Origin of the sequence: Streptomyces sp. NPDC005899 (genome assembly GCF_040629645.1) — a bacterium.
In the GTDB taxonomy this organism is placed as follows: domain Bacteria; phylum Actinomycetota; class Actinomycetes; order Streptomycetales; family Streptomycetaceae; genus Streptomyces.
Genome location: NZ_JBEXWB010000084.1, coordinates 1 through 19,463, shown reverse-complemented (window position 1 = coordinate 19,463; position 19,463 = coordinate 1). Strand labels below are relative to the sequence as shown.

The following is a 19,463-nucleotide window of genomic DNA, read 5'->3' as shown; positions in this document are numbered from 1 at the left end:
TCACGGACGGCGAAGGGGCGGCCTCCGCGGAGGCCGCCCCTTCGCCGTCCGTGAGCGGCTCAGTTCCAGGCGTTGTTCTGGTTCTGCGCGCGCGCACCCTGCTGGCCCACGCCGAACTGCGCCGCCGCGCCCTGGCCGATCTGGGCGTTCTGCGGAGGCAGCACCTCGCTCGGCTGGACGAGGGCGAAACCCTGGCCCATGAAGCTCAGCTCCCAGCCCTCTCCCGTGCTGCCGCGGCGCCGGGTGACGCCCGAGGAGTGGGTCTGCGCCTGCATCTGCACCCGCAGGCCGCTGGACCAGGCGACGATGGCGTCGGCGTCGGCGTTGACGTACTTCTCCGGCGTGACCTGCATCATCAGCGGTTGGCCGGACGTCATCAGCGCCACCTTGCCGCTGCCGGAGATGTTCAGCTGGTACTTACCGGAGCCGGAGATCCCGTACTGGCTGTCGACCGCGATGACCTCGGTGTGCAGCGACGAGTCCAGCGCGAGGACATAGGCGCTGTCGACCGTCATGCCCTCGCGGTCGACGTCGACCACGTGGATGTACTGGGCCAGATTGGCCAGGTAGACCGTGCCCTGGCCCGAGCAGCGCATCAGGTCGAGGCCCTCGCCCGTGTTCCTGCGGGCACGCCGCTGCCCCTGCGACTGGTACTCGCCGTCGAAGTCCATGAGTCCCTGGTAGGCGACCATGGCGCCCTTGCGGGCGAGGACGTCGTCGTGGCCGGTCAGCGAGACGCGCAGGAGCTGCGGGTTCTGCACGGTGTACCGGTCCTGCGACTGCTGCTCGGTGTGGCTGAAAAGCGGACTCTGCATGATGTGTCTCTCCCCCCGCTCAGTTCCGGACCCGCAGGCGGTCCGTGCTGTCCTCGCTCGGCTGGACGACGACGATGCCCTGGCCCGAGAAGGCCATCTGGTACGCCTCTCCGCTGCCCCGCCCGATGAGGGAGCTCGCCTTGAAGCTGCGCTTGCCCTTCACCTTGAGGTTGGGCGACCACGCGACGAGCGCGTCGGGGTCGACGTACGTCTCGTCCTCTCCGCGGCCGCAGTCGACGACGAGCGGTGTGCCGCGCGAGGTGATCGCAACCCACCCCGTGCCCTGGACGCGGACGTTCCACAGGCCCTGGCCGGCGAATTTGGCCAGGCCCTTGACCCGCTCCACACCCCAGTCGAGGTGGCTGTCGAAGGCGAGGAGATTGGTGCCGTTGACCGACAGCGAGTCGTTGTCGAGGTTGATGACGACCACGTCGGCGCCGTAGTCGGCGAGGTAGAGCAGCCCGTCGCCGGCGCACTTCATCAGGGGCGCGCCTTCGCCGGTGATCCACTGGGAGGCGATCTGGCGGACGGCGGGCGGATTGGGCTCGTACTGGATGAAGCCCTCGTAGGCGACCATCGAGCCGGTGCGTGCGTAGAGGTCCTGGCCGGAGGCCATGGCGACCTTGAGCATCGTGCGGCCGTGGTTCTCCATCCGGGCCGTGACGGGGGTCGGGGCGAAGCCCGCTAGTTGCTGGTTCATGACGGGCTCCCTCAGACCTCGTAGGGCTGGACGACGACGAAGTTCCCGGGGGCTCCCCGGAACTGGAGGTTGACGGTCTCCCCGCTGTGCCCGGGATACGCGTTGCGGCGCAGCCGGACCTGGCTGGAGAGGATCACCTGGGACGCGGACGACCAGGCCACCACGGCGTTGCAGTCCGCGAACGTGGTCGGGGTGACCGGCAGGACGACCGGCACACCGCGGGTCTTGACGACGACGGTGCCGGTGCCCTGGAACTGCATGGTGAACAGGGCCCCGCCGGGGATGCCGTGGCCCTCGATACGGCGCACCTCGTACTGCAGCGACTCGTCGAACGCGAGGACGTTCTCCGCGGAGACGCAGATGCCGTCACCCTGCAGCTCGACGGGGTGCAGGTGCGACCCGTCCTCGGCGAGGAAGACCTGGCCGCGGCCGGTGCAGCGCATGAGCTGCATTTCCTGGCCTGTCGCGTTGCCGACCATGCGGCCGGCGAATCCGGCACCCTTGTAACTGAAGTCGACCTTGCCCTGGTACATCACCATGCTGCCCTGGCGGGCGAGTACGGCGGTGCCGCCCATGGTCAGGTCGACACGCATGAGCTGCTGGTTCTGCGGGGTCCAGCGCTGCCCGGTGGCCGTCTCCTTGTAGGGCTGCAGGGCGGCCTGCAGGCCCGCACCTCCCTGCGGGACGCCTTGGGGCACCCCGGGAGACTGCTGGCCGAACGGGGCCGGCGCCTGCTGACCGAAGGGCGGCGCACCCGGCGGCTGCTGGCCGTACGGCGCACCCGGCGGCTGCTGGCCGTACGGAGGAGCGGCGGGCGGTGCGGCCTGGCCCGGGACCTGCCCGAACTGGGGCGGCCGGCCGTAGGCGTCCGGACCCTGGGGGGCGACCGGTGCGTGAGGGGCCACCGGGGCCTGTGGGGCCATCGGCGCCGCCATCGTCGGCGCGGCGTGCAGCGGTTGCTGCGCGGGTGCTTGCGGGGGTGCGCCGAACGCGGGCGCGGGCTGAGGGGCCTGGGGAGCGGCCGGGGCGCCGAAGGCCGGGGGCGCGGTGGCCTGCGCGGGTGGGGCGAACGACGGTGCGGCGCCCTGCACGGGTGGGGCGAACGACGGTGCGGCGCCCTGCGGTGGTGCTGCGGGCTCCTCCTCGGCCACCTCTCCGCCGAAGTTCTTCAGCAGGGCGTCGAGTCCGCCGTCGAAGCCCTGGCCGACCGCGGCGAACCGCCAGACGTCCTTCAGGTAGAAGTCACCGAGCATGACGGCGCGCTCGGTGGTGAACTCCGAGCCGGTGAAGGCGTATCTCACCACCTCCTCACCGCCCGCGACGACGCGGATGTACCCGGGACCGACCTGGGACATCTGTCCGGGGCCGTCGAGGGTCGCGGTGAACGACAGCTTGTGGATGCCGGCCGGAACACGGTCGAGGGTCACACGGAACGACTCGGTGTCACCGGCCTGCGCGCCGAGCAGCTGAATGGACTCCTCAGGCGATGTGGGCTGGTTGAAGAAGATGAAATACCGGTCGTCCGAGAGCTGTTCATCGGCGTCGAGACCGAAACAACTGATGTCGAACGTCAGGCCCGGACCGGCGATCTGCACACCTACGTACAGATCCGTCCCTGGCGTGAGATCACTGATCTTGGCCTTGTGGCCGCGTTGGAATTCCCTGGCCATGCGTAACGACCGTCCCCCATCCCGAAGGTGTTTGCGTCGCGTCAGGCTAACCGCAAACCAGGACACCGGGCTGAATCGGTACAGACCCGGTACAGAATTGCCGGACGTCACTCGTCCCGGGCCGGAGGCAGGCTCGGCAGCCGGTCGGCCGCCACGACCCCTTCGAGATAGCCGCGGGCCCGCTCGGTGCGCGGGTATGCCTCCAGCAGACGCCAGAAGCGCGGGCCGTGCCCGGGCACGAGCAGGTGGGCCAGTTCGTGGAGGAGGACGTAGTCGACGACGTACTCCGGCATGCCCTGCAACCGGTGGGAGAGGCGGATGCTGCCCTCGGCGGGGGTGCAGGAGCCCCACCGCGTGTTCTGGTTGGTCACCCAGCGCACGGAGGCCGGTCGCGCCCGGCCGTCGAAGTACTGGACGGAGAGCCGCTCGGCGCGCTCGGCGAGCGCGCTGTCGCCGATCACGCGCCTGTTCTCCTGCGCGGCGAGCTTGTCCAGCATGAGGCCGACCCAGCGCTGCTCCTCCGCCTCCGACATCCGGGCGGGAATGAGCACGATGGTGCGCTCACCCTCCCGGTAGGCGGACACCGTCCTGCTGCGCCGGGCGCTCCTTCGCACCTCCACGGCGCTGGTCACGGCAGCGTGGGACCCGTGGGCGGCCGCACCGCGCCTATCGCGTACGGCACCGGGCGCGAGGGGGTCCCCGGCGGGAGCGGGCGAAGGGTCGGCGGGCACGCCACGACGTTACCCGCTGCGCGTGCGAGAAGTCCCGCGTCCGCGGCGGCCGGCATTGATCCACTTCTCGCCGCGCGCCATTTGAACGATTAACGCCCGGCCCTGTGGACAACTCTCCGCACGTTTCGCGGCCACCCCGCATTCTGGGCAGCGAGCCGGAACCAACGGGGGAGAAGTCATGCATCCGATGCTGAAGCCCGCACTGCGCCGGGCCTGGCGTGGACGGAACACCGTGCAATTCGGTGTGACGCCCGCGCACGCGGTGACGCTGGGACCGATGGATATCGCCACGGGCAGCTTTCTGGAACTGCTGGACGGAACACGCGGGTTGCCCTTGCTGCGCGAAGAAGCACGGGCACTGGACCTGTCGGACCGTCACGTCGACGTGCTCGTCTCACGGCTCACGGAGGCCGGTCTGCTCGACGATCCGAAAGCCGGCGGTCCGCAGGCCGACGCCCTGCGCCGACGGGCCGAGACCCTGGAGCGGCAGCGCCCGGACATGGCGTCACTCTCCGTGGTCCATCCGGCTCCCGGGGACGCCCTGCGCAGGCTCGCCGCCCGCCGGGCCACCCGGGTCCAGGTCCGGGGGGCGGGCAGGGTCGGTGCGGCGATCGCGGCGGTGCTGTCCGGTTCCGGGGTGGGCCGGGTGGAGGTCCTCGACGGTGGCCGCACCGAGCCGTGGGACGTGGCTCCGGGTGGGCTTCCGGCGGCCGCGGTCGGGGAGCGGAGGGACACGGCGGCCCGGCAGCTGGTCCGCCGGTCGGCGGTCGGCGGGCCTCCCCGCGCCGGCTCGGACGATCCGGCAGCCGGGAGCGAGCCCGCGCTGTCCCTGGTCGTGGTGGCTCCACGGGACGGCCTGTCGGCATACGCACCGGATCCCGACCCGGCGGCGCAGTGGGTCGCTTCGGGCACACCGCACCTCTTCGCGGGTGTGATCGAGGCCACCGGAGTGGTCGGCCCGCTGGTGCTGCCGGGAGGTACGGGCTGCGCCGGGTGCCTGGCCCTGAACCGGGCCGGTCGGGACCCCCAGTGGCCGCGCATGCTGGCCCAGTGGCGATCCGGCCGGCGCACCTCCGTGCCCGCGTGCGATCTGGGACTGGCGACGGCGGTGGCCGGTCTCGCGGCGGCCCACGCCCTGTCCTTCCTGGACGGGGATCTCCCTGCCAGCACGGGCACGCGATGGGAGGCCGCGATGCCCCTGCTGGACTGGCGGTCCGAGCGCCTGGGGCCCCACCCCGACTGCTCCTGCGGCGCCGCCGGGCACACTGAGGGGGATCTCACTGCCGCCGGCAGTGCTCCGCAGGACACAATGGCCGGGTGACCGCCGCAGACTGAGCAGGACCGCACACTCCCCGGCACGGCAGTCCGGGAACTGGAGGAGCACATGTCTGATCTTCCCCGGAAGGCGGTCACCCGCACCGCGAAGCTTGCCGCGCTGCCGCTGGGTTTCGCCGGCCGCGCCACGTGGGGGCTGGGCAAGCGCATCGGCGGCAGGTCCGCCGAGATCGTCGCCCGCGAGGTCCAGCAGCGCACCGCCGACCAGCTGTTCAAGGTGCTGGGTGAGTTGAAGGGCGGTGCGATGAAGCTCGGGCAGGCCCTGTCCGTCTTCGAGTCCGCACTGCCCGAGGACGTCGCGGGCCCCTACCGGGCGGCGCTGACCAAGCTGCAGGAAGCGGCACCGCCCATGCCGGCCCGCACCGTCCACGGCGTCCTGGCGGAGCGGCTCGGTCCCGACTGGCGGGACCTGTTCCGTACCTTCGATGACAAGCCGTCCGCAGCCGCGTCGATCGGGCAGGTCCACCGCGCGGTGTGGCACGACGGCCGGGACGTCGCCGTGAAGGTGCAGTACCCGGGTGCCGGGGAGGCCCTGCTCTCGGACCTGACCCAGCTGAGCCGGTTCGCGCGCCTGCTCGGCCCCTTGGTACCCGGCATGGACATCAAGCCGCTCATCACCGAACTGCGGAACCGGGTCTCGGAGGAGCTGGACTACGCGCTGGAGGCCGAGGCCCAGCGGGAGCACGCCGCCGAGTTCCACGACGATCCGGACGTGGTGGTTCCCGGCGTCGTGCACCAGTCCGAGCACGTGCTCGTCACGGAGTGGATCGACGGCATACCCCTGTCCGAGGTGATATCCGGCGGTACGCCCGCACAGCGGGACAGGGCGGGCCAACTGCTGGCGCGCTTCCTCTTCTCCGGGCCGGCGCGGACCGGTCTGCTGCACGCCGACCCGCACCCGGGCAACTTCCGCCTGCTGCCCCCGCCGGCCGCGGGCGGTGGCGCCGGCTCCGCTGTGCCCCTGCCCGCCGGGGGTGCCGAGGACCCTGACGCGGCGGTGGAGGACCCTGCCGGAGAGGCGGACCGGTGGCGCCTGGGAGTGCTGGACTTCGGCACGGTGGACCATCTGCCGGGCGGCTTCCCGCAGACCATAGGCGACTGTCTGCGGATGACGCTGGACGGTGACGCCGACGCCGTGTACGCGGCGCTCCGCGAGGAGGGCTTCGTCAAGGAGTCGATCCAGCTCGCTCCGGACGACGTACTGGAGTACCTGCTCCCCATCATCGAGCCGGCTCAGGCGGACGAGTTCACCTTCACCCGCTCCTGGCTGCGCGGCCAGGCGGCCCGGATCGCGGATCCTCGTTCGCCCGCACACCAGTTGGGCAAGCAGTTGAATCTCCCCCCGTCGTATCTCCTCATACACCGGGTCACGCTGAGCACCATCGGGGTGCTGTGCCAGTTGGGTGCCACCGTGCGACTGCGCGAGGAGCTGGAGGCCTGGCTGCCGGGCTTCGTCCCCGGTTACGAGCCGGACGGCATGCCGCAGGACCGTCCCGAAGACGGTTGGGAAGGCGACACGGGGAGGGACGCTCCGGTCGAGGCGTGAGCCGGCCCGGCCGGCCCGGCCGGGCCGCCTTCGTCACGGCGCCGCCGCTGGCCGAAAGGCTCCGGCGCGACCTGCGCCGTACCGCCCGGCCGGAGCCGTCACCACCAGGTGAAGTCGAGTCGGCTCTCGATGGACCTGATGTGGGCGCGGGCGCACTCGTCGCAGACGTACTGCCGCCTGCCGTCCTCCACGGAACAGACCCAGGTCGGCGGCACGGTTTCACCGCCCGTAGTACGGCCGCAGCGGGCACAGGTCACGCCTGCACCGTCCGGCTTCCCCTCCGGGTGCCTCTCCTCGTCCGGCTTCCCCTCCGGGTACCTCTCCTCGTCCACCTCGCGACCATAACGCCGAGGACGCGGGCCGGCACGGCACAACGCCCGCGGGGCCGGTCCTTCCGGACCGGCCCCGCGGGGAGGGTGGGTGGCTGCGAAGGGGCGGAGCGGTCGCCCCCGATCGGTTGCCATGCCGCCTGAGGCTGTGTCAGTTCATGACCGCCATGGCGAGCGCGCGGCGGGCACGCATCGAAGCGCGCTCCGCCCTGCGCTGCATCCGCCGGGCGGCCACCAGGCGCACTGCCTGACGGTCCACCTCGGCTTCCCTCAGGCGGTCGTGCATATGCGCACGTGCCAGGGCTTCTGGGATGAGTTGCATTTCGCGGGTCCTGTTCTGACGCGAGTCGTTCGCGCCGATGATGGTGACGTCCGGGGTCGCGGAGCCGACGGGCTCCCTCGTGGGGGTGATCATTGGTGCCTGGTTCCGGGGGTCATGGGTGTGGGGACGATCGATGGTGCCGATGCGTGTGGGGGACATGACCCCCAGGTCGGCGGTCACGCCGCGACCGGGTTCTTGCGCGGGCGGCCACGCGGCCGCTTGCGGGCCACGACCACGCCCTGGACGAAGAGTTCGCCACCCCAGACGCCCCACGGCTCGCGCCGCTCCTTGGCGCCGGCGAGGCATGCCTCGACGAGCGGGCAGGTCCGGCAGAGGGACTTGGCGTACTCGACATCCGCCGGCGACTCGGCGAAGAAGACCTCCGGGTCGTACGAACGGCAGGGGACGGGCACGCCGAGGTCGTCGATGGCGTCGTCGAGCGCGGTGAGCGCGGTGAGGGGGATCAAGGTGGAGTCCTCCGTGAGGCCGGGCGGGGAGATCGCGTCGGAAGGCGGTACGGACGGGGCGTGCGTCTCGAGTTGCACGGTGGCGTTGTCCTCGTCTGGTCGTGCCGGCCTGTTGGCCGGTTGGCGGCTGGTACCAGGTCCTGCTGTCCCGAGGCTCCTTCGTCTCGTCTCATCCGTTCGGACAAAACAAAAGGGCCGCGGATCCCGAGTGGGGTTCCGCGGCCCTGAAGGCGCCGGCCTGATCGAATCAGGCTGGATCACTCCAGGGTTCAGGCCCACGGAAGGCCCACATCGTGTGGTGGTGCGTCATCTTCTGCTCGGCTCCGGCACCGGCTGCCGCAAAGGCATAGGCCGCCTGGGCCTGTCCCTTCGCTACTGCTGCCGCCGGTGCCTCGGTCGGTCGCTCATTGCGCTCCCGAACGGGCAGGGTCGCCAGGGACAGCGGGCTGACGGCGGGAATGCCGGACATACCGGTGCCACGGAGCGAGAGTTCGGAGGAGCAGGTGAGGCTGCCGAGCGAGCGTGCGGAGACGACCGAGGGATCGGTCATTTTGACGGTGCTGTTGATGCTGATCACTTCAATCGCCTCCTCTCGGCGTCTCGGCAGATCCGGCCGGGCCGGTCCTGCGGTATTCGGATAAGTACAGCACGGAGTCAGGGCTTCAGAGAAGTCGCTGTTCCCGTGGTTAAGAACCTATGGTGACGACTGCTGCCCGCGCAAACTATTTTCCCGACGAGTTTTCCTCACACCTCGCCGTGGTCCTCCTCCGGCACCTCGCCCACGGGCCGACCTGCGCAGATGGCCAGCACATCGGCTCCGAACCGGGTCAGTTTCCGGTTCCCGACACCGGGGATGACGACGAGTTCGCGCTCGTCGTCCGGCACCGCCTCCGCGATCGCCATCAGCGTCTTGTCCGTGAAGACGCAGTAGGCGGGCTGGCCGATCTTCCGCGCCGTCTCCGCACGCCACTGCCCCAGCCGCTCGTACAGCGCCTCGTCCATGTCCGAGGGGCAGTCCTCGCAGCGCATCAGCTTCATCTCCCCCGCTTCGGTGAGCGTTCTGCCGCACACCCTGCACCGGACGGACCCGCGCCGCCGCGGCTGGACCGCCGCCCGCGCCTTCGTGGCGCCCTGCCCCGCGCCCGGGCCGCGGTCGATGCCTCCGCCTCCTCCGGACGCGGTTCTCGCGCCGGACGCGGAGGACCCGGGGCGCAGCCCGTTCAGGAAGCGGGTCGGCCGGCGGCCCCCGCGGCCGCCGGGCGAGCGGGACACCGCCCACGACAGCGACAGGTGGAAGCGTGCCCGGGTGACTCCTACGTACAGCAGCCGGCGCTCCTCCTCGACCTGTTCGTCGGTCTTGGCGTACGCGATGGGCATCATGCCCTCGGTGAGCCCCACCAGGAACGTGGCGTCCCACTCCAGGCCCTTGGCCGAATGGAGCGAGGCCAGCGTGACGCCCTGGACGGTGGGCGCGTGCTGGGCGGCGGCGCGTTCGTCCAGCTCGGCCACCAGGTCGGAGAGCGTCGCCCCCGGCCTCGCCTGTTCGAAGTCCTCGGCCAGCCGGACCAGCGCGGCCAGTGACTCCCAGCGGTCCCGCACCGCGCCGGAGCCGGTGGGCGGTGTGGGCGTCCAGCCCTTGGTGGAGAGCACGGCGCGCACCTCGGAGGCCAGGTCGTCGGCGGTGTCGAGCAGCGCGTCGTTGCTCCCCGCGCGGGCCGCGCCGCGCAGGGCGACGCCCGCCTCCCGGACCTCGGCACGGTCGAAGAAGCGCTCGGCACCGCGGAGCTGGTAGGGCACGCCCGCGTCCGCGAGGGCCTGCTCGTAGACCTCGGACTGCGAGTTGACCCGGTAGAGCACGGCGATCTCCCCGGCCGGCACCCCGGCGGCGATCAGCTCGCGGATGCGCCGGGCCGTCCCCTCCGCCTCCGCCGGCTCGTCGGGGTACTCCGTGTAGGCCGGCTCCGGCCCCTTGCCCCGCTGCGAGACGAGTTCGAGCCGGTGCTCGGCCGCCCTTCCCCGGGCCTGGCTCAGCAGGCCGTTCGCCAGGTGGACCACCTGGGGGGTGGAGCGGTAGTCGCGCACCAGCTTGACCACGGTCGCGTTCGGGTGGCGGGTGCGGAAGTTCAGCAGGTGGTCGGGGGTGGCGCCGGTGAAGGAGTAGATCGTCTGGCCGACGTCACCGACGACGCACAGGCTGTCCCGGTCACCGAGCCAGAGATCGAGGAGCCGCTGCTGGAGCGGGCTGACGTCCTGGTACTCGTCCACGACGAAGTGCTGGTACTGACGGCGCACGTGGTCGGCGATGTCGTGACGGTCCTGCAGGATGCCGACGGTGAGGAGCAGCACGTCCTCGAAGTCGATCACCGAACGGTCCCGCTTCAGCTGCTCGTACATCGCGTAGACCTGGGAGAGCTCGGCCGGATCGCGCGGGGCGTCCCGCTGCGTCTTCGCGACGGCGGCCGGATAGTCGGCGGGCACCGTCTGGGTGACCTTGGCCCATTCGATCTCGCTCGTGACATCGCGCAGCTCGTTGCGGTCGAGGCGGATCCCGCAGCGGGCCGCCGCCTCGGCGACCAGCTGGACCTTGCGCTCCACGAGCCGGGGAAGCTCGCCACCGACCGCTTTCGGCCAGAAGTACTGGAGCTGTCGCAGGGCGGCGGAGTGGAACGTCCGGGCCTGGACGCCGGTCGCGCCGAGCTGGCGGAGCCGGCCCCGCATCTCGCCCGCCGCCCGGTTGGTGAAGGTGACGGCGAGCACGGTCGACGGCTGGAGGATCCCGGCCCGCACCCCGTACGCGATGCGATGGGTGATCGCCCGCGTCTTGCCCGTACCCGCTCCGGCCAGGACGCAGACCGGGCCGCCGAGCGCCACGGCGACCTCGCGCTGCTCCGGGTCGAGCCCGTCCAGCACGGCGTCCGGGGAGTCGGGAACCTGCGGGAAGAGAGTGGAATGCGTTGCTGCTGTCACCCTGCCCATGCTGCCAGGTCGCGGACGGCGGACGCGGTGGTTGTCCACAGGGGGTGCCGTTCGTCATACCGGTGAGGCGGCCAGGGGGCGGGCCGGAAAGGGGACGAGCCGGGAATGGGGGCCGCCTCCCGTACGTTCCCCCTGGAGCGGGACAGTGCGCGAGCCGTGCTGTTCCGCCCTTCTCAGCAAGACGGACGAGACAGAGGAGCGCCGACGACATGCCGGGCACTGTGACGATGTACAGCACCACGTGGTGCGGCTACTGCCGCCGGCTCAAGGGGCAGATGGATCGCGAGGGCATCGCCTACACCGAGGTCAACATCGAGCAGGACCCCGAATCGGCGGCCTTCGTGGAGAAGGCGAACGGCGGGAACCAGACGGTTCCGACCGTGCTGGTGGTCCCCGCCGACGGTGGCGAGAACCACGTCATGACGAATCCGAGCCTCGCGCAGGTCAAGCAGGCTCTCGGGGTCTGAGCCCCTCCCACGCCCCGCCCCCTCCGGTCGACGACACCGGAGGGGGCGGGGCTGTGTACGGAGGGCGGCACGCGGCCGCGCCGGCGCCGCGGCCCGTGGGCCGTGCTCGGCACGCCTGTGGCCGGGGCGTCACCCCTGGGGCCGGAGCCACCGGTAGGGTGCGGTGCCGTCCGAGGGGCCGGTATGACGCGGTGGTCGTCGGTACGAGGGGGTGATGGCCGGTATGGCGAGTGCCGGGAACCGGGTGGCAGCGGTCCGCGAGGTGCGCCGGCGCCTCGCGCGGGAGGGCCCGCCGTGGACGCGGGACCGCGAGGGGGACTTCGAGACCGTCTCGGTGCCCGGACGCCACTGCGACCAGTTGCGCGATCTGCTGGTCTCCGAGTGCGCCGAGAAGGTCGTCGAGATCGGTCTCGCCTACGCGAGTTCCGCGCTCGCCATCGGTGAGGCGCTGACGACGGTGAACCGTCCGTTTCCCCGGCACGTCGTCATCGACCCCTTCCAGGAGCGCGAGTACGCGAACGCGGGCTGGGACCTGCTGTGCTCCGCGGGACTGGAGTCGATCGCCACACTCATGCCCATCCCCTCGTCGCTCGCCCTGCCACAGCTCCTCACCGAGGGCTTCGTCGCCGACGCGGCGTTCGTGGACGGCAGTCACCGGTTCCACGAGGTCTTCGTCGACCTCTACTTCCTCCGCAGGATCGTCCGCCCCGGTGGCCTGATCGTCATCGACGACGACTGGTGGCCCTCCGTGCGCACGGCCGCGCGCTACTACGAGCGGAACCTGGGATGGACGGTGATCCCCGACGCCTTTCCCGGCGAGAGCACCGGCGTCGGGCCGCCGGGCGGGCAGGAGGCCAGGTGCAGGGCGTTCCGCCTGCCCGACCCCACGTACGAGCCCTCCTTCGAGGACTTCCAGCCGTTCTGACCCCCGCCCGGAGGTGCCGGAAGCGTCCACCCCGTCCGCGTGCCGCCGCTCGCGTGGCAACCGTCCGCGTGCCGCCGCTCGCACGGCACCGCTCGCCCGGGCCGCGGGGAGCTGTCCTCGCTCACCACAGGCCGGCATGCCTCCGGCCCCGCGACGTGAGGCGCTGAGCGCAGCCCCCTCCTGACGGAGGCACGGCCCCTCCCCCGCCGTCCGGGCACTCAGCCGGCGCCGCCCGGCTTCGGGAGTGGCTTGCCGTACCAGAGCTCGATGAGGCGGGCGGCGATCGAGACGCCGAACGGTGGCAGAACTTCGCCCGACTCGAAGGCCTCGGTGAGCTCCTCGCGGGAGAACCAGCGGGCCTCCTCGATCTCCTCGCCGTCCACCTCGATCTCCGAGGACGTGGCGCGTGCCATGAAGCCGAGCATCAGGCTGGAGGGGAACGGCCACGGCTGGCTGGCGATGTACTCCACCTCGCCCACCGTGATCCCCGCCTCCTCGAACACCTCCCGGGCGACGGACTGCTCGATCGACTCCCCGGGTTCGACGAAACCGGCGAGCGTCGAGAAGCGGCCCTCCGGCCAGTGGACCTGGCGGCCCAGCAGCGCCCGGTCCTGGTCGTCGGTCACCAGCATGATCACCGCCGGGTCGGTCCGCGGGTAGTGCTCGGCGCCGCAGGCCTGGCACCGGCGGATGTGCCCGGCCGCCGCGATGACCGTGCGCTCCCCGCAGCGTGAGCAGAAGCGGTGCAGCCGCTGCCAGTTCTCCAGGGCTACCGCGTGCACCATCAGCCCGGCGTCCCGCGCGCCGAGCAGGAGCCCGGCCTCGCGCAGCCCCGCGGGCCTCGCGGACTGGTCCATGCGGCCCGGCAGGGAGTCCTTCTGGAGTGCGAAGTAACGGACGCCGTCCTCGTCCGTGCCGAGGAAGTAGCGGTGGGTCTCGGTGAGCGGCGCCTCGAAGGCCGGCGTCATGACGAGTTCGGTGCCGCCGTCCGGGGTGTCGTCGATGAGCGCCTGGCCGCCGGAGACGACGAAGACCCTGGTCGTCGGGTGGCTCCAGGCCGCGGCGAGCCAGGCCTCGTCGAGCCGGTGGTGCGCGGCGCGGTCGATGCCGCTGGGCGCGGTGAGACCGATCGGACGGTCTGCGGTGGCGTTGTCGAAGGTGCTCACAGGTGCTTCCTACTCCCCCGGGGACGGATCGGTTGTTCAGAGGACTCGGCGGGATGCCGCGGCCAGCTCGTCCCACAGGTGGGCGCTGGTCTGCGCGCCCTTCAGGAGGAGGTCGAGCTCGACCTTCTCGTCGGGACCGTGCCAGCCGTCGGACGGTACGGAGATGCCCAGGAAGAGCACGGGGGCGCCGAGCACGTCCTGCAGATCGGCGGCCGGACCCGAGCCCCCCTCGCGGGTGAAGAGGACCTTCCGCCCGAACGCGCGGCCCATGGCCCGGGCCGCGGCCTGGAGGGCGGGGTGGTCGAGCGGCGTGAGGCAGGGCCGGGTGGCGGGAGTGAAGGTGATGCGGTGGCGGATACCCGCCGGGATCCGGTCCTCGGCCCAGGCGCGGACCAGCTTCCGCACGTGGTCGGGATCCTGGCCGGCGACGAGCCGGAAGCTCAGCTTCACCAGGGCCGAGGAGGGGATGACGGTCTTGCTGCCCGCACCCTGGTACCCGCCGCCGATGCCGTTGACCTCGGCGGTGGGGCGGGCCCAGACCCGTTCGAGGGTGGTGTACCCGGCCTCACCGGCGGTGGCGTGGGAGGCGGCGGTCCGCAGCCAGGCCTCCTCGTCGAAGGGCAGCTCCGCGATGAGGGCACGCTCGGTGTCCGTGAGGTCGGCGACGCCGTCGTAGAAGCCGGGGACCGCGACCCGGCCCTCGGAGTCGTGGAGCGCCGCGACCAGGCGGGCCAGGACGGTCGCCGGGTTGGGTACCGCCCCGCCGAAGGAACCGGAGTGGATGTCCTGGTCCGGGCCGTGGAGCTCGATCTCGCACTCCGCGAGGCCGCGCATGCCGGTGCAGAGGCTGGGGGTGTTCTCGTCCCACATGCCGGTGTCGGAGACGATGACGACGTCCGCGGCGAGCCTGGAGGCACGCTGCTCGACCAGCGCCCGGAAGTTCGGGGAGCCGGACTCCTCCTCGCCCTCGACGAGCAGTTTGATGTGCACGGCGGGGGTGGAGCGGCCGGTCGCGGCGAGGTGGGCCCGGACACCCAGTGTGTGGAAGAACACCTGGCCCTTGTCGTCGGCCGCGCCTCGTCCGTACATCCTGCCGTCACGGATCACCGGCTCGAACGGGTCGGTGTGCCAGCCGTCCTCGCGGGCGGCGGGCTGCACGTCGTGGTGGCCGTAGACGAGGACGACCGGCGCGTCCGGGTCGTCGGACGGCCATTCGGCGAACACGGCCGGGGCGCCGGGCGTCTCCCACAACTCGGTGACCGGGAAGCCGGTCTCCGCGAGTTTGGCGGACAGCCACTCGGCGCTGCGCCGTACGTCCCCGTCGTGCTCCGGTTGAGCGGATACGGACGGGATGCGCAGCCATGCGGCGAGGTCGTCCAGGAAGGCCGCGCGGTGCTGCTCGGTGTACGTACGGACGGCGTTGTCCGGGGTGTCGCTCATGCTCCCGAGCCTATCGGCCCGGCGGAGGTGGCTCGTCCAGCAGGAGCTGTTCCAGCTCCGCCCGGCCGGGCAGGGCCGCGGGGCGGACGGTCTCCCCGGTGCGCACGTACAGGAAGGCCGCCGTCACCGAGTCCGGCGGCAGGCCGTGGAGCTCGGCCCAGGCCAGCCGGTAGACGGCGAGCTGGAGCGGGTCCGCCGCGCGGTGCCGCGTGGTCTTCCAGTCGACGATCTCGTACGTGTCGCCGGTGCGGTACACGGCGTCGATCCGGCCGCGGATCAGCCGGCCGGCGAGAACGATCTGGAAGGGCGTCTCGACGCGGTACGGCGTGCGCCGGGCGTACTCCGTGCGCTCGAATGCCTCCTTGAGCTCGGCCAGATCCCGCTCGTCGGCGATCTCCGCGTCGTCCTCGTCGCCCCCGGGCAGCTCGTCCGGGCCGAGCATGGGCAGCGGCAGCTCCTCGAAGCGGGACTCGACCCAGGCGTGGAAGCGGGTCCCCCTGCGGGCTGCGGGCTGGGGGGGCCGGGGCATGGGGCGGGCGAGCTCCCGGGCGAAGCCCTCGGGGTCGTCGGCGAGGTGCAGCAGCTGGGTGGCGGAGAGCGAGGCGGGCACGAGGACGTCGCGCACCCGCGCGCGGGCACGGCTCAGCTCACCGGCGAGGGCGTCGAGATCGCGGTCCCAGGAGGCGAGTGCGCGGGCTTCCTCCGGGGTCAGGCCGGCGTCGGCGTCCGGGCGCGGGCGCGTGCCGATGTCCTGGTCGAGGGGAGCGCGGGCGGCGGGCACGTGCGGCGGGGCGTGGCCCGCGGGTGGGGCGGAGGCGTCCGGGTGCGGGTCACCGTCGGGGAAGGGGTCGTCGTACGGCGCTTCCTCCTCGTCGTACGGCGCCGCGTCCTCGTCGTACGGCGGTTCGTCGGCGTACGGCTCGCTGTCGGGCGGCGCGTCCTCGTCGTGCGGAGGGTCCTCGTCGTGCGGGGAGGCACCGGCGTACACGTCCGGGGCCGGAGCGGCGGCCAGGGCCTCCAGGTGGGCCAGCACCGTGTCCCTGGCGGCCCGGCGGCGGGCCATGGCCGTGTCGTCCAGGGGGAGCGGCCATGCCTGATCGGTGTCCCGTTCCCGGAGCGCGGGGTTCTCCTCGCCCTCGGCGGGTTCGTCGGCCCAGACCTCCGTCTCCCCGTACCCGGCGGAGCAGTGGGCGTGCAGTGCCTCCAGGAAGGGGGACGGGCCCCGGGCCTTCTTCTGGGAAGGGCCCCACCAGTGTCCGGAGCCCAGGAGCAGGCTCCGGGGACGGGTGAAGGTGACGTAGCCGAGGCGGAGCTCCTCGGTGTGCTGGTGGGCCTTCATCTCCTCCTTGAACGCCTTGAGCCCCTTGGCGTCCCAGGAGGTGACGGCCGGGAGGGTGGCCGCGTCACCGCGCAGGGCGTGCGGCAGCACCTTGGACTGCGAGGTCCAGGCGTCCCGGGACTGCCCGCTGGGAAACTGGCCGGCGACCAGTCCGGGGACGGCGACGACGTCCCACTCCAGGCCCTTGGACTTGTGGGCGGTGAGGACCTTGACGGTGTTCTCACCGCCGGGCAGGGCGTTGTCCAGGCCCTTCTCGTACTGGGCGGCGGTGCGCAGGAATCCGAGGAAGGCCAGCAGCGATGCCTCCCCGTCCACCGCGGCGAAGCCGGCCGCGACGTCCAGGAAGTTGGCGAGGGTCTCGCGGCGGCGTGCGGCCAGGGCGTGCGGCGACGCGGAGAGCTCGACCTCGAGGCCGGTGGTGGACAGCACGCGGTGCAGCACGTCCATGAGGGGGTCGGCCAGCGCGCGGCGCAGGTCGCGGAGCTCTGTGGCCAGCCGGGCGAACCGGACGCGTGCCTCGGCGGAGAACGGCAGGCCGTCGTCCTCGGCACCCCCCGCCTCCAGGAACGTGTCGAGGGCGTCGGCGAGCGAGATCACCTCCGCCGGGTCGATGCCCTCGACGGCCTCGGCCAGGCGGACGTCCGGGTCCACCTCGCCGCCGCCGGGGGACGCGCGGTGCACCAGGAGGCGTGCGCGGCGGCCGAGGAGGGCGAGGTCCCGGGGGCCGATGCGCCAGCGCGGGCCCGTGAGCAGCCGTACGAGTGAGGCGTTGGCCCCGGGGTCCTGGAGGACTTCGCAGACCGCGACGAGGTCGGCGACCTCGGGGAGGTGCAGCAGTCCGGACAGGCCGACCACCTCGACGGGGATGTCGCGTGCGACGAGGGCTGCCTGGATGCGGGGGAAGTCCGCCGCGCCGCGGCACAGGACGGCGATCTCGCCGGGCGCGGTGCCGGTCCGGACCAGGTGGGCGAGGGAGTCGGCGAGCCAGTCGAGCTCCTCGGCGTGCGTCCGCAGCAGGGCGCACCGGACCATGCCGTCGCGCTCCGCCCCCGGGGCGGGACGCAGGGCCTCGACGCCCTCGTGCATGGCGCGCAGCGGGCCGGCCAGGCCGTTGGCGAGGTGCAGGAGGCGGCCTCCACTGCGGCGGTTCTCGCTGAGGGAGTAGCGGGTGGCCGGGGTGCCGTCGGCGTGCGGGAAGTGGTGCGGGAAGTCGTCGAGGTTGGCGACGGAGGCTCCGCGCCAGCCGTAGATGGCCTGGCAGGGGTCGCCGACGGCGGTGACGGCGTGGCCGGTCGACGCCCCGCCCTCTCCGCCGAAGAGGGCGGCGAGCAGGAGCCGCTGGGCCACGGAGGTGTCCTGGTACTCGTCGAGCAGGACGACCCGGTATTCGTCGCGCAGGACGGCCCCGACCTCGGGCCGGGTGAGGGCCAGCTCGGCGGAGAGCGCGATCTGGTCCCCGAAGTCGAGGAGGTCGCGGCTGCGTTTGGCGTCCCGGTAGCGCCGGGTGAGGTCGAGGAGCTCGCGGCGGGCCCCGGCCGCCTCGGGGACCTTGCGCAGTTCGGCGTTGGTGAGGCGGGCCGTCTCCAGGGTGGCGAGCAGTTCGGTGTCGTACGCGGCGAGGCGGCCGGGGGGCACGAGGTGTTCCGAGAGCTCGGCGTCCAGGGCGAGCAGGTCGCTGACCAGGGTCGGGAACGACCGGGTCAGCGCGGGGTAGGGGCCCGGTGCCTCGCGCAGCACCCGGGCGGCCAGCTGGTAGCGGGTGGCGTCGGCGAGGAGGCGGGTGGTGGGTTCCAGCCCGATGCGCAGGCCGTGGTCGGTGAGGAGCCGGCCGGCGAAGGCGTGGTACGTGGAGATGCTGGGCTCGCCGGGCGGGTTGTCGGGGTCGATGACGTCCGGGTCGGTGACGCCCGCCCGGACGAGGGCCTTGCGGACGCGTTCGGCGAGCTCGCCCGCCGCCTTGTTGGTGAAGGTCAGGCCGAGGACCTGCTCGGGGGCGACCTGGCCCGTCCCCACCAGCCACACCACACGGGCTGCCATCACCGTGGTCTTCCCCGAGCCGGCTCCGGCCACGACGACCTGCGGGGCGGGCGGCGCGGTGATGCAGGCCGTCTGCTCCGGGGTGAAGGGGACCCCGAGGAGCTCCTTGAGCTGTTCGGGGTCGGTGATGCGGTTGGACACCCCACAGAGGCTAACCGGAGGGACCGACAACGCCTGCGGAGCCGGCCGGCGCCGGTACGTCACTCGATGATCTGGCGGCCCTCGGGCTGTGCGCTGCACGACGCCCGGAAGGCGCAGTGGGTGCAGTGCTGGCCGGCCGTGGGGGTGAACCGTTCGTCCAGGACGCGGCCGGCCGCCGTCGCCAGGAGGCCGGAGACCCACTCGCCGGAGAGGGGCTCCTGGGCCTGCACCCTGGGAAGGGCGTCACCGCCCTCCTTCTTGGGGGCGGGCTGGCGGAGCTGTACGAGCTCGGCCCCGCCGGCATCCGGACGCCGGCCGCCGAAGACGTCGTCGACGGCGCCTTCCCTCACCGCCAGCTGGTACACGGCGAGCTGGGGGTGGGCGGCGACCTCGTCCTTCGTCGGGGCCGCCTTCCCGGTCTTGAAGTCGACGACGTAGGCGCGGCCCTCGGCGTCCTGTTCGACGCGGTCCATGGAGCCCCGGATGCGTACCGCGTACTCGCCGGCGTCGAGCGTCACGTCGAAGTCGTGCTCGCTGGCGGCGGGCGTACGGCCGCCCCGGTCCATGACGTGCCAGCGCAGGAAGCGTTCCAGGGCGGCCCGCGCCTGTTCCTTCTCCTGTCCGGACTTCCAGGGCGCGTCGAAGACCAGGCCGTCCCACACGGAGTCCAGGCGCTCCATCAGGACGTCCAGGTCGGCGGCGGTACGCCCGGAGGCCACCTCGTCGGCCAGGACGTGCACGACGTTGCCGAAACCCTGTGCGGCCGTCGCCGGGGCGTCCGCCTTCACCTCGCGGCCCAGGAACCACTGGAGGGCGCAGGTGTTGGCGAGCTGGTCGAGCGCGCTCCCGGAGAGCGCGACGGGCCGGTCGCGGTCGCGCAGCGGGACCTCGGAGCGGGTGGGCTCGTTCAGGCCCCACCAGCGGTGGGGGTGGGCCGCCGGGACGAGCGGCCGGTCCTCGTCGTCGGTGAGCGCGGCGAGCCGGGCGAGCCGGCGGGCGGCGGCGTCCCGCAGGGCGTCGGAGGCGCGGGGGTCGACGGTGGTCGCGCGGAGTTCGG

The 19,463-nt window shown here is 72.5% G+C and carries 17 protein-coding genes; 4 read left to right on the top strand and 13 right to left on the bottom strand.

What is annotated here, in order from left to right; translation table 11 throughout:
* Positions 1-59 precede the first annotated feature (59 nt).
* From ABZ371_RS13075 to ABZ371_RS13060, 4 genes are all read right to left on the bottom strand, one after another.
* The gene (locus ABZ371_RS13075; RefSeq protein ID WP_358677679.1) at positions 60-815 is read right to left on the bottom strand and encodes an AIM24 family protein; all 756 of its coding nucleotides are present in this window, start codon (positions 813-815) and stop codon (positions 60-62) included.
* 19 nt (positions 816-834) lie between these two features.
* On the bottom strand, positions 835-1,515 hold the full coding sequence (locus ABZ371_RS13070; RefSeq protein WP_358677676.1) for an AIM24 family protein: 681 nt from the start codon (positions 1,513-1,515) through the stop codon (positions 835-837).
* A gap of 11 nt (positions 1,516-1,526) precedes the next feature.
* Positions 1,527-3,185: a TerD family protein gene (locus tag ABZ371_RS13065; RefSeq protein ID WP_358677673.1), complete on the bottom strand. Its 1,659-nt coding sequence runs from the start codon at positions 3,183-3,185 to the stop codon at positions 1,527-1,529.
* A 107-nt stretch (positions 3,186-3,292) separates the two neighbouring features.
* Positions 3,293-3,817: a M48 family metallopeptidase gene (locus tag ABZ371_RS13060; protein ID WP_358677670.1), complete on the bottom strand. Its 525-nt coding sequence runs from the start codon at positions 3,815-3,817 to the stop codon at positions 3,293-3,295.
* Between the two features lie 277 nt (positions 3,818-4,094).
* Here ABZ371_RS13060 and ABZ371_RS13055 point away from each other — a divergent pair, with 277 nt between their 5' ends.
* A complete protein-coding gene (locus ABZ371_RS13055) occupies positions 4,095-5,237 on the top strand; it encodes a ThiF family adenylyltransferase (RefSeq protein WP_358677667.1) in 1,143 nt (380 codons plus the stop codon).
* A gap of 63 nt (positions 5,238-5,300) precedes the next feature.
* Positions 5,301-6,797: an AarF/ABC1/UbiB kinase family protein gene (locus ABZ371_RS13050; RefSeq protein WP_358677664.1), complete on the top strand. Its 1,497-nt coding sequence runs from the start codon at positions 5,301-5,303 to the stop codon at positions 6,795-6,797.
* Between the two features lie 98 nt (positions 6,798-6,895).
* Here ABZ371_RS13050 and ABZ371_RS13045 read toward each other — a convergent pair whose 3' ends face one another.
* The 5 genes from ABZ371_RS13045 to ABZ371_RS13025 all read right to left on the bottom strand — a co-directional run bounded on the left by ABZ371_RS13045 (position 6,896) and on the right by ABZ371_RS13025 (position 10,882).
* Positions 6,896-7,129, bottom strand: a complete 234-nt coding sequence (locus ABZ371_RS13045; protein WP_358677661.1) for a hypothetical protein — start codon at positions 7,127-7,129, stop codon at positions 6,896-6,898.
* Positions 7,130-7,277: 148 nt separating this feature from the next.
* The gene (locus tag ABZ371_RS13040; RefSeq protein ID WP_358677658.1) at positions 7,278-7,628 is read right to left on the bottom strand and encodes a hypothetical protein; all 351 of its coding nucleotides are present in this window, start codon (positions 7,626-7,628) and stop codon (positions 7,278-7,280) included.
* Complete coding sequence (locus ABZ371_RS13035; RefSeq protein WP_358677655.1) at positions 7,625-7,993, bottom strand: WhiB family transcriptional regulator; 369 nt, start codon at positions 7,991-7,993, stop codon at positions 7,625-7,627. The genes ABZ371_RS13040 and ABZ371_RS13035 overlap by 4 nt, the downstream gene beginning before the upstream one ends.
* A gap of 169 nt (positions 7,994-8,162) precedes the next feature.
* The gene (locus ABZ371_RS13030; protein ID WP_358677652.1) at positions 8,163-8,492 is read right to left on the bottom strand and encodes a hypothetical protein; all 330 of its coding nucleotides are present in this window, start codon (positions 8,490-8,492) and stop codon (positions 8,163-8,165) included.
* A 167-nt stretch (positions 8,493-8,659) separates the two neighbouring features.
* Complete coding sequence (locus ABZ371_RS13025) at positions 8,660-10,882, bottom strand: ATP-dependent DNA helicase UvrD2 (RefSeq protein WP_358677649.1); 2,223 nt, start codon at positions 10,880-10,882, stop codon at positions 8,660-8,662.
* A gap of 218 nt (positions 10,883-11,100) precedes the next feature.
* Between ABZ371_RS13025 and ABZ371_RS13020 the strand changes: the two genes are divergently transcribed.
* Both ABZ371_RS13020 and ABZ371_RS13015 read left to right on the top strand, forming a co-directional pair.
* Entirely contained in the window at positions 11,101-11,358 is a 258-nt protein-coding gene (locus ABZ371_RS13020) for a mycoredoxin (RefSeq protein ID WP_358677646.1), read from the top strand.
* A 223-nt stretch (positions 11,359-11,581) separates the two neighbouring features.
* Positions 11,582-12,283, top strand: a complete 702-nt coding sequence (locus ABZ371_RS13015; RefSeq protein ID WP_358677643.1) for a class I SAM-dependent methyltransferase — start codon at positions 11,582-11,584, stop codon at positions 12,281-12,283.
* A gap of 218 nt (positions 12,284-12,501) precedes the next feature.
* Here ABZ371_RS13015 and nudC read toward each other — a convergent pair whose 3' ends face one another.
* The 4 genes from nudC to ABZ371_RS12995 all read right to left on the bottom strand — a co-directional run.
* The gene (gene nudC, locus ABZ371_RS13010; RefSeq protein ID WP_358677640.1) at positions 12,502-13,449 is read right to left on the bottom strand and encodes an NAD(+) diphosphatase; all 948 of its coding nucleotides are present in this window, start codon (positions 13,447-13,449) and stop codon (positions 12,502-12,504) included.
* A gap of 36 nt (positions 13,450-13,485) precedes the next feature.
* Entirely contained in the window at positions 13,486-14,889 is a 1,404-nt protein-coding gene (locus tag ABZ371_RS13005; protein ID WP_358677638.1) for a dipeptidase, read from the bottom strand.
* Positions 14,890-14,899: 10 nt separating this feature from the next.
* Positions 14,900-18,406, bottom strand: a complete 3,507-nt coding sequence (locus ABZ371_RS13000; RefSeq protein WP_358677635.1) for a UvrD-helicase domain-containing protein — start codon at positions 18,404-18,406, stop codon at positions 14,900-14,902.
* A gap of 59 nt (positions 18,407-18,465) precedes the next feature.
* Positions 18,466-19,463 (bottom strand): PD-(D/E)XK nuclease family protein (locus ABZ371_RS12995; protein WP_358677633.1); only part of this gene is annotated, 998 nt, incomplete at its 5' end.